Source organism: Rathayibacter sp. AY1A2, assembly GCF_002930935.1.
Classification (GTDB): Bacteria; Actinomycetota; Actinomycetes; order Actinomycetales; family Microbacteriaceae; genus Rathayibacter.
In genome coordinates this window covers 57,004-66,565 of record NZ_PSTP01000017.1, presented here as the reverse complement: position 1 = coordinate 66,565, position 9,562 = coordinate 57,004, and the positions used below count along the sequence as shown (strand labels likewise).

The following is a 9,562-nucleotide window of genomic DNA, read 5'->3' as shown; positions in this document are numbered from 1 at the left end:
CGACGCGGCCCGGCAGCTCGCGACCGAGGTACGGGGAGTTGCCGCTGCGGCCTCGCAGGTCCTCGACCGAGAAGCGGCGGCGTGCCTCCGGGTCGTAGAGCACGACGTTCGCGGCGGCCCCGACGGCGAGGCCGCGGTCGTAGCCGTCGAGCCGGCCGATGCGGGCGGGGGCGGAGGAGAGCACGCGCGCGACGTCGGACCAGCTCATCCGCCCGTCCTCGACGACGGCGGCGTGCACCACGCTCAGCGCGCTCTCGAGGCCGACCATGCCGAACGCCGCGGCGTCCCACTCGCAGTCCTTCGCCTCGACCGGGTGCGGCGCGTGGTCGGTGGCGACGATGTCGATGGTGCCGTCGGCGAGGGCCTCGCGGAGGGCGAGCACGTCCTCGTCGCGGCGCAGCGGCGGGTTCACCTTGAAGCGGGCGTCGTAGCTCGGCCCGTCCTGGCCGGCGACGGCCTGCTCGGTGAGGAGCAGGTGGTGGGGGGTGACCTCGGCGGTCACGTCGATCCCCCGGGCCTTCGCCCAGCGGATGACGTCGACCGAGCCCGCGGTCGAGACGTGGCAGACGTGCAGGCGGGAGCCCACGTGCTCGGCGAGGAGCACGTCGCGGGCGACGATCGCCTCCTCGGCCACGGCGGGCCAGCCCTGCAGGCCGAGGGCGCTGGAGACGGCGCCCTCGTTCATCTGCGCGCCGACGGTGAGCCGCGGCTCCTGCGCGTGCTGGGCGACGACTCCGTCGAACGCCTTGACGTACTCGAGAGCGCGGCGCATCAGCAGCGCGTCCGAGACGCACTTCCCGTCGTCCGAGAAGACCCGCACGGCCGCGCGGCTGCGGGCCATCGCGCCGAGCTCGGCGAGCGACTCCCCCGCCAGACCCACGGTCACCGCGCCGATCGGGCGGACCGTCGCGTAGCCGGCGTCCTCGCCCAGGCTCTGCACCTGCTCGACCACGCCCGCGGTGTCCTGCACCGGCGAGGTGTTCGCCATCGCGAAGACGGCGGTGAAGCCTCCGGCGGCCGCAGCTCGCGTCCCGGTGAGGATCGTCTCGCTCTGCTCGAACCCCGGCTCGCGCAGGTGGGTGTGCAGGTCGACCAGGCCGGGCAGCGCCAGCAGGCCGTCGGCGTCGATCACGCGGGCCCCGCGCGAGTCGAGGTCGGCGCCGATCTCGACGATCACGCCCCCGTCGATCAGCAGGTCGGCGGTCGACTCGTCGGCGAGCGTCGCCCCCGAGATCAGGATCCGCTCCGGCGCCGTGCTCTGAAGCGGCTGGGCAGTGCTCATCAGTGGACCTCCCGTTCGCCGGACAGCAGCAGGTAGAGCGCGGCCATCCGGACGGACACTCCGTTCGTGACCTGTTCGAGCACCGTGGAGCGGCTCGAATCGGCGGCCGCCGAGGAGATCTCGACGCCCCTGTTCATGGGTCCGGGGTGCATGACGATGGTATCGGGACCCAGCCGGGCGAGCCGCTCGTCGTCGAGGCCCCAGATCCGCGCGTACTCCCGGCCGTTGGGGAAGAACCCGCTCGACATCCGCTCGAGCTGGATGCGCAGGAGCATCACGACGTCGGGGAGCCCGGTATCGATCGCCTCGTCCAGATCGAAGCGGATGGTCGCGGGCCAGTCGCGCGTGTCGACCGGCACGAGGGTCGGCGGTGCGACCAGGGTCACCTCGGCGCCCAGCGCCGTCAGCAGCCAGACGTTCGAGCGCGCCACCCGCGAGTGCAGGACGTCGCCGACGATGGTGACCGCGACGCCGTCGAGGCTCTTGCCGCGGGACGCGGAGGCGCCGTGCAGGCGCCGGCGGATGGTGAACGCGTCCAGGAGCGCCTGGGTCGGGTGCTCGTGGGTCCCGTCGCCGGCGTTGAGGATCGACGCGTCGATCCAGCCGCTCGCCGCCAGAACCGCAGGGGCTCCGGAGGCGCTGTGGCGGATGACCACGCCGTCGGCGCCCATCGCGGCGAGCGTCTGCGCGGTGTCCTTCAGGCTCTCGCCCTTGGAGACGCTGGAGCCCTTCGCGCTGAAGTTGATGACGTCGGCCGAGAGCCGCTTCGCCGCCGCCTCGAACGAGATCCGCGTGCGCGTGGAGTCCTCGAAGAAGAGGTTGACCACGGTCTTCCCGCGCAGGGTCGGCAGCTTCTTGACCTCGCGGTTCTGCACGTCCGCCATGTCCTCGGCGATGTCGAGGAGGGCGATCGCGCTCGCGCGGTCGAGGTCGCGGGTCGAGAGCAGGTGCTTCACGGAGCCGTCTCCTCGCCGGTGGCCTGCGACTCGATCGCGACCAGGTCCTCGCCGTCCGTCTCGACGAGCCGGACGTTGATCCGCTCGCTCAGGCTGCTCGGCAGGTTCTTGCCGACGAAGTCCGCCCGGATCGGGAGCTCGCGGTGCCCGCGGTCGACCAGCGCGGCCAGCCGCACGGCCCGCGGACGGCCGATGTCGCTGAGGGCGTCCAGGGCGGCGCGGATGGTGCGGCCCGAGAAGAGGACGTCGTCGACGAGGACCACGGTCCGGCCGTCGATGCTCGCGGGGACGGCGGTGCGCGCGGGGGTGCGGACCGGGTGCCGGGAGAGGTCGTCGCGGTACATCGTCACGTCGAGGGAGCCGGCGTAGACGGGGGGCCCGTCCGGCTCGATCCGCGCGATCGTCTCGGCGATGCGCCTCGCGAGGGCGACGCCGCGCGTCGGGATGCCGAGGACGACCAGCGACTCGGGGCCGCGGTTCGACTCGAGGATCTCGTGGGCGATGCGCGTGAGCGCTCGCGTGATGTCAGCGCCGTTGAGCACGATTCGTGCCGTCACACCGACCTCCTTCCCCGCCTCACAGGACGGCTGTTAAAGGAAAAGCCGTGACGAGTATAGGGGCCGTCGCGCGGCCCGCCGGACGGCCTCCCCGGGAACGACCTCGGCCCGTCCGATCACGGGGATCCGGCGGGCCGAGCAGGTCTCCGGGGCGGGTCAGGCCGTCGTGCGGGACTCCGCGACGGAGGCGAGGAGACCGTTGATGAAGCCCGCCGAGTCGTCGGTCGACAGCGACGTGGCGGCCTCGACGGCCTCCGAGATGGCGACGCCGTCGGGCACCGCGTCGTTGTGCAGGATCTCCCACACCCCGATCCGGAGGATCGCGCGGTCGACCAAGGGCATGCGCGAGAGGGTCCAGCCCTGGGCGAGCCGGGCGATCAGCTCGTCGATCTCGTCGGCGTGGTCGATGACCCCGTCGACGATCTCACGGGCGTAGAGCCACGAGGCCTCACGGGCCGGCTCGTTCGCCGCCCGCTCGGCCTCGGCGCGCAGCGACTGGGCGAAGCTGATCTGCCGGACGTCGGCGTTGTAGAGGATGTCGAGGGCGCGCTTGCGCGCCTTCGTGCGAGCACTCACGGGAGGCCCGGCTCAGCTGACGCGGCCGAGGTAGTCGCCCGTGCGGGTGTCGACCTTGACCTTCGTGCCCTGCTCGAGGAACAGCGGGACCTGGATCTGGTAGCCGGTCTCGACCGTCGCGGGCTTGGTGCCGCCGGTCGAGCGGTCGCCCTGGAGGCCCGGCTCCGTGTACGTGATCTCGAGGACGACCGAGGCGGGGAGGTCGATGTAGAGCGGGTCGCCGTCGTGCAGGGCGAGGGTCACGTTCTGGTTCTCGAGCATGAAGTTCGCCGCGTCGCCGACGACCGCCTCGGGGACGGTGATCTGGTCGTAGTCGCTGGTGTCCATGAACACGAAGTCCGCGCCGTCGCGGTAGAGGTACTGGAAGTCGCGGCGGTCGACGTTGGCCGTGTCGATCTTGGCGCCCGCGTTGAAGGTCTTGTCGACGACCTTGCCCGTGAGAACGTTCTTCATCTTGGTGCGGACGAAGGCGCCGCCCTTGCCCGGCTTGACGTGCTGGAAGTCGATGACGTTCCAGAGCTGGCCGTCGATGCTGAGGACGGTGCCGTTCTTGATGTCGGTGGTAGAGGCCATGCGAAGGGGGATCCGTTTCGGTGGAAGTCTGCGCCGGCGAGCCCGGTACGCGGGCGCGGCGATATCGGCCGGTCCGGCTGACCCGTCGAGTGTAGTCGACGCGGCCCCGTCGGCAGAGGAGTCTGGACGCCGCGTGCGAATCGCCCCACCGGTCCGCGGGAGCGCGAGACGGTGGAGGACCGACCCCGAGGAGGAGCACAGGGACGCCGTTCCCGCCGACACCGTCGTGCCGCCCTGGTACTCGATCGCGTTCATCGCCGTGCCGATCGTCATCGCCGTCGTGATCGTGCTCGTCGTGGTGCTGATCGTCGTGAACGTGCGCCGGGCGCGCTCGCTCGGAGTGGATCCGCTGACCCTGCGGACCGAGGTCGCGGCCCGCTTCGCGCGCGAGGGTCCCGGCTCCGCCCGCCCGCTGGCGGACCGGCTCGCCGAGCTGGAGGCGCTGCGAGCGGCGGGCACGATCATCGAGGCCGAGTACGCCCAGGCGCGGAGGGCCGCCCTGGGCGGAGGCTGACGGCGCCGCCCGGGCTCAGCCGAGCCGGACCTACGATCCGATCTCCTGGTACGCCGCGAACAGCAGCGACGTCTCCGGCCCCTGCAGGATGCTCGGGCGGGCGATGTCGTCGAGGACCACGAAGCGGAGCATCCCCGCGCGGGTCTTCTTGTCGCGCTGCATCGCGGCGAGGAGCGTCTCCCATCGTCCGAGCGGGTAGCTCGTCGGCAGGGTCAGCGATTCGAGGACCCGGCGCTGGCGGTCCACCACCGCGTCGCTGAGCGATCCGGTCAGGCGCGAGAGCTCCGCCGCGAACATCATCCCGACGGAGACGGCCGCGCCGTGGCGCCACTGGTAGCGCTCGGCGTGCTCGACCGCGTGCCCGAGGGTGTGCCCGTAGTTCAGGATCTCGCGCAGGCCCTTCTCGGTGAAGTCCTCGCCGACGACCCGCGCCTTGATCCCGATCGACAGCTCGACCAGGCTGCGGAACTCCTCCGACGTCGGGTCGACGGCCAGGTCGATGTCGGACTCGATGATGTCGAGGATGCGCGGCTCGGCGATCATCCCGTACTTCACGATCTCGCCGAAGCCGGCGAGGATCTCGTTGCGCGGGAGGCTGGTCAGCACGTCGAGGTCGGCGACGACCGCCCGCGGCGCGTGGAAGGCGCCGACGAGGTTCTTGCCCTCGGCCGTGTTGATGCCGGTCTTCCCGCCGACGGCCGCGTCGACCATCCCGAGCACGGTGGTCGGCACCTGCACCAGGTCGACCCCGCGGAGCCAGGTGGCGGCGACGAAGCCGGCCAGGTCGGTGATCGCGCCTCCGCCGAAGCCGACGACCGCGTCCGTGCGGGTGAAGTCCGACTGCCCCATCACCTGCCAGCAGAAGGCCGCCACCTCCACGCGCTTCGCGGCCTCGGCGTCCGGGACCTCGGCGAGCAGCACCTCGTAGCGCTCGAGCAGGCTCTCGCGGATCTCGGCGGCGAGGACCGCGAGGGTCGGCGGGTGCACGATGAGCACCTTCGCGGCCCGGGGGCCGATCGCGTCGGCGAGGCCGTCGAGGAGTCCGCGCCCGACGTGGATGTCGTAGCCGTTCTCTCCGGCGACGGGGATGGCGGTGGTGCCGTCGTTCATGACTGTCTTCCGCTCGGGCGGCTCGTGGCCGCCGGGTCCGATGGTGCAGGGGTGGCGGAGGGGCGCTGCGCGCGCACCCACTCCGCGATCTCGGCGGCGATCAGGGTGATCGGCCGCCGGGAGGTGTCGACCACGGTGTCCGCGAGGGACTCGTAGACCGGGCGCCGCTCGTCGAAGATGCGGACCCAGTCGCCGACCCCGCCGCGCACCAGCGGGCGGGAGCCGGAGCCGAGCCGGTCGCGGACGGCCTCGGCCGTGGTGGTGAGGAGCACGACGGGCACGTCCGCGAGGTCGGCGCGCGTCGCGGGATCGAGCACCGCTCCCCCGCCGAGGCTCAGCACCACGTCGCGACGGACGGCGCGCTCGACGACACGGCGCTCCTCCCGGCGGAAGGCCGGCTCGCCGTGGGCGTCGAAGTAGGGGGCGATCGGGCCGTGGGTGCGCACGAACTCCGCGTCGGAGTCGACGAACCCGGCGCTCAGCGCCTTCGCGACCCGCTTGCCGATCGTCGTCTTGCCGGCGCCCATCGGGCCGATCAGGACGAGGCGGGCGCGGGCCGCGCCGGTATCGTGACCCGCCATCAGCGGGCCGCCGAGGACTCGGCCATCAGGCGAGCCCGAGACCCGGGTCGCTCGCGGCGGCCGTGCGGAGCTCGTCGGGGATGGCGGCGAGGTAGCCCTGCAGGTTGCGGCGGGTCTCGGTGACGCTGTCGCCGCCGAACTTCTCGAGCACGGCGTTCGCGAGCACCAGGGCGACCATCGCCTCCGCGACGACACCGGACGCCGGCACCGCGCAGACGTCGGAGCGCTGGTGGTGAGCGCCGGCTGCCTCGCCGGTGGCGACGTCGACGGTGCGCAGCGCGTGCGGCACGGTCGCGATCGGCTTCATGCCGGCGCGGACCCGCAGCACGGTCCCCGTGCTCATCCCGCCCTCGGTGCCGCCGGCCCGGTCGCTGGACCGGGAGATGCCGGCGTCGGACTGGAAGAGCTCGTCGTGCGCCTCCGAGCCGCGGCGGGTGGTGGTGAGGAAGCCGTCGCCGACCTCGACGCCCTTGATCGCCTGGATCCCCATCAGGGCCGCCGCGAGCTGGGAGTCGAGACGACGGTCCCAGTGCACGTAGGAGCCGAGTCCGGGCGGGAGATCGTACGCGAGGACCTCGACCACGCCGCCGAGGGTGTCGCCGTCGTCGTGGGCGCGGTCCACCTCGGCGACCATGAGGGCGCTGGTCGCGGCGTCGTGGCAGCGCAGCGGATCCGCGTCCAGGGCGGCGACGTCGGCCGGGCCGGGCAGCGGCGAGCCCTCGGGCACGCGGACCGGCCCGATGGCGAGGGTGTGGCTGACGAGCGAGACGCCGAGCTCGCCGAGGAAGCGGCGGGCGACGGCACCGAGGGCGACGCGGGCCGCGGTCTCGCGGGCGGAGGCGCGCTCGAGCACGTTGCGGGACTCGGGGAAGCCGTACTTCTGCATCCCGACGAGGTCGGCGTGGCCCGGGCGGGGCCGGGTGAGCGCAGCGCCGCGGCCCTTGGGCAGGCTCTCGGGGTCGCGGGGCTCCGCCGACATGACGTCGACCCAGCGCGGCCACTCCGTGTTGCCGATGCGCAGGGCGATGGGGCTGCCCATCGTCGCTCCGTGCCGGACGCCGGAGGAGATCGTCAGCTCGTCCTGCTCGAAGTTCATCCGGGCTCCGCGGCCGTAGCCGAGCTTCCGGCGCGCCAGATCGGCGCGGATGTCGTCGAGGGAGACGGGGACGCCCGCCGGCAGTCCTTCGAGGACGGCGACGAGTTCGGGACCGTGGGATTCCCCGGCCGTGAGCCAACGGAGCATCCTCCGATTCTGGCACACGAGGTCAGTGCGCCGGACCCGCCGAGACGGCTCGGCGCATCGCAGCGAGCACCTCGTCCTCGCGATCGAGAGGCAGGACCGGGTCGCCGCCGACGAAGATCCGCACCTGCACGAGTGCCTGGTGGAGCAGCATCCCGAGCCCGGAGACGACCGGGGAGCCGCCCTGCTCCCAGCGCCGGGCGAGCGCGCTCGGCCACGGGGAGTACGCCACGTCGAACAGGGTCGAGCCCGCGACCGCCGCGTCGGGCACGTCGAGGCCGTCCGCCGCCCCGCCGGGGAGCGTCGAGATCACCAGTGGCGCTCCGGTGGACCAGTCGGCGAAGGAGCGGACCGAGAGCGGGACGCCGAGCGACTCCGCGAGCGGAGCGAGCTCGACGGCCCTCGACGCCGTCCGCAGGACGAGGTCGACCCGCGCCGCGCCGAGCTCGGCGGCGGCGGCCAGGGCGGAGGCGGCGGTCGCTCCCCCGCCGAGCACCTGGACGCGCTCCGCCGAGACGATGCCCGCCTCGGCGAGGGCGCGCACGATGCCCGCGACGTCGGTGTTGAACCCGCGGAGGCGGGGTGCCGGGCCGGAGCGGTCGACCAGCACCGTGTTGACCGCGCCGGTGACCCGGGCGACCGCGTCCTCCTCCGCCAGCAGCGGGCGCACCGCGTGCTTGAGCGGCATGGTCAGCGACAGTCCGTGCCAGGGCTCACCGGACACGACCTCGGAGAGGGTCGCCTCCGTCGTCTCGACGGCGCGGTAGCTCCAGTCGAGTCCGAGCACCCGGTAGGCGGCCGCGTGCAGCGCGGGCGACTTCGAGTGCGCGATCGGCGCGCCGAGGACCGCGAGGCGGTACCCGGCGGCCGTCACTGGTACTCCGGGTGGTCCCGCATCCAGGCCTGCCACTGGTCGACGGCCGCGTTGTGCTCGGCGTCGGTGGTGGAGTAGACCGTCTCGCCCGTCTCGAGGTTCACCGTGACGAAGTACATCCAGGTGCCGTCCGCGGGGTGCATGACCGCGTCGATCGCCACGTCGCCCGGGTTCGAGATCGGCGCGGGCGGCAGGCCGTCGCGCTGGTAGGTGTTGTAGACGTTGCCGGCGTCGTTCCGCTCGGCGTCCGTGGTCGAGACGCGGTCGGTCGCGCCGGTGCCGTACGCCACGGTCGCGTCCGACTGCAGGCGCCACCCCTGGTCGAGGCGGTTCTGGAACACGCGCGCGACCTTCGGGAAGTCCTCGGCGACGCGGGCCTCGCGCTGCACGAGGGACGCGAACACCACGACGCGGTAGCGGTCGTCCACCGGCACACCGGCCTGGTCGAGCGACTGGTACATCCGGTCGACCAGCGTCTTCAGGATGTCGTGCGCCGGCGTCGACGGGTCGATGTCGTACGTCGCGGGGAACAGGAACCCCTCGAGGCTCGTCGCCCCGGCCGGGAGCCCGAACGAGCCCCAGTCGGCGGCGGCCGCCTCGAGGTCCGTCAGCGCGACCCCGGTGCCGTCCGCGATGAGCGGCAGCGCCTCCTTGAGCGCCGTCCCCTCGGGGATGACGAAGGTGTTCGCGAGGCGCGTCGACTCGGAGTCGAGCAGCGCCGACAGTGCGGCCTTGGCGCTCATCTCGGCCTTGAGCGAGTACGCGCCGGGCTGGAAGACGGGCTCCGGGCTCTGAGCGAGGAGCAGGTCGTAGAAGGGGTCGTACGACTTGATGACCCCGTCCGAGACGAGGTTGTTGGCGATGTCGCTGCCGCCGTCGCCCTGGTGGATCGTGAACAGCACCTCGCTCGAGCCTGTGCCGGTGAAGTCGGTCGGCTCGGGCTCGGCGAACAGGCCGCGCACGGGCTCGAGGAAGATCGTCACGGCGATGGCGACGAGCGCGGCGAAGACGCCGAAGGCCAGAAGCCCGCCGATGAGCCCGCGGCGGCTGCGGCGCTTCTTCGCGCCGCCCGTCGCGGGAGCCGCGCGGCGCCGCTTCGGGCGCGCGTCCGGGTCGAACGCGGCCGCGTCGTCGCGGCCGCGGGGCTCGGGCACGTCGGGCCCGGTGAAGAGGCGGCCCAGCGGATCGTGCGCCTCAGTCGGCGCGGGCTGCTGCTCCGGAGTCGGGTCGGGCGGAGTCGGCTGCGCCTGCTCGGCGGCGCGGGCGTCGCGGCGGCTCGGGGGGACGTCGGTCACGGGG

Annotated in this window: 11 protein-coding genes; 1 reads left to right on the top strand and 10 read right to left on the bottom strand. The window is 73.1% G+C overall.

Annotation, left to right across the window (positions count from 1 at the left end; all coding sequences use genetic code 11):
• The 5 genes from C5B93_RS13375 to efp form a co-directional block, all read right to left on the bottom strand.
• Positions 1-1,282: dihydroorotase (locus C5B93_RS13375; RefSeq protein ID WP_104292664.1), on the bottom strand; the 1,282-nt coding region annotated here is incomplete at its 3' end.
• A complete protein-coding gene (locus tag C5B93_RS13370; RefSeq protein ID WP_104224749.1) occupies positions 1,282-2,238 on the bottom strand; it encodes an aspartate carbamoyltransferase catalytic subunit in 957 nt (318 codons plus the stop codon). The genes C5B93_RS13370 and C5B93_RS13375, both read right to left, overlap by 1 nt.
• Complete coding sequence (gene pyrR / locus C5B93_RS13365) at positions 2,235-2,795, bottom strand: bifunctional pyr operon transcriptional regulator/uracil phosphoribosyltransferase PyrR (RefSeq protein ID WP_104257331.1); 561 nt, start codon at positions 2,793-2,795, stop codon at positions 2,235-2,237. The genes C5B93_RS13370 and pyrR overlap by 4 nt, the downstream gene beginning before the upstream one ends.
• A gap of 156 nt (positions 2,796-2,951) precedes the next feature.
• Positions 2,952-3,371, bottom strand: coding sequence for a transcription antitermination factor NusB (gene nusB, locus C5B93_RS13360; RefSeq protein WP_104224751.1), 420 nt, complete (start codon positions 3,369-3,371; stop codon positions 2,952-2,954).
• 12 nt (positions 3,372-3,383) lie between these two features.
• Positions 3,384-3,944: an elongation factor P gene (efp, locus tag C5B93_RS13355; RefSeq protein ID WP_068210208.1), complete on the bottom strand. Its 561-nt coding sequence runs from the start codon at positions 3,942-3,944 to the stop codon at positions 3,384-3,386.
• A gap of 133 nt (positions 3,945-4,077) precedes the next feature.
• On the opposite strand from efp, the gene C5B93_RS13350 reads away from it, so the two are divergent.
• Positions 4,078-4,458, top strand: coding sequence for a hypothetical protein (locus tag C5B93_RS13350; protein WP_146078493.1), 381 nt, complete (start codon positions 4,078-4,080; stop codon positions 4,456-4,458).
• Positions 4,459-4,488: 30 nt separating this feature from the next.
• Here the strand turns inward: C5B93_RS13350 and aroB are convergent, their stop codons facing one another.
• The 5 genes from aroB to mltG are packed head-to-tail and all read right to left on the bottom strand — an operon-like array spanning position 4,489 to position 9,558.
• Positions 4,489-5,568: a 3-dehydroquinate synthase gene (gene aroB / locus C5B93_RS13345; protein WP_104292663.1), complete on the bottom strand. Its 1,080-nt coding sequence runs from the start codon at positions 5,566-5,568 to the stop codon at positions 4,489-4,491.
• Positions 5,565-6,149 carry a shikimate kinase gene (locus C5B93_RS13340; RefSeq protein ID WP_104225325.1) on the bottom strand — a complete coding sequence of 195 codons (585 nt, stop codon included), beginning with the start codon at positions 6,147-6,149 and terminating at the stop codon, positions 5,565-5,567. The genes aroB and C5B93_RS13340 overlap by 4 nt, the downstream gene beginning before the upstream one ends.
• Positions 6,150-6,174: 25 nt before the next feature.
• Positions 6,175-7,392, bottom strand: a complete 1,218-nt coding sequence (aroC, locus tag C5B93_RS13335; RefSeq protein ID WP_104292662.1) for a chorismate synthase — start codon at positions 7,390-7,392, stop codon at positions 6,175-6,177.
• A gap of 22 nt (positions 7,393-7,414) precedes the next feature.
• Positions 7,415-8,263 (bottom strand): shikimate dehydrogenase, encoded by an 849-nt coding sequence (locus C5B93_RS13330; protein WP_258063458.1) that lies wholly within the window; start codon positions 8,261-8,263, stop codon positions 7,415-7,417.
• Positions 8,260-9,558, bottom strand: a complete 1,299-nt coding sequence (gene mltG / locus C5B93_RS13325; protein WP_181068403.1) for an endolytic transglycosylase MltG — start codon at positions 9,556-9,558, stop codon at positions 8,260-8,262. Before mltG ends, C5B93_RS13330 begins: the two co-directional genes overlap by 4 nt.
• Positions 9,559-9,562 lie beyond the last annotated feature (4 nt).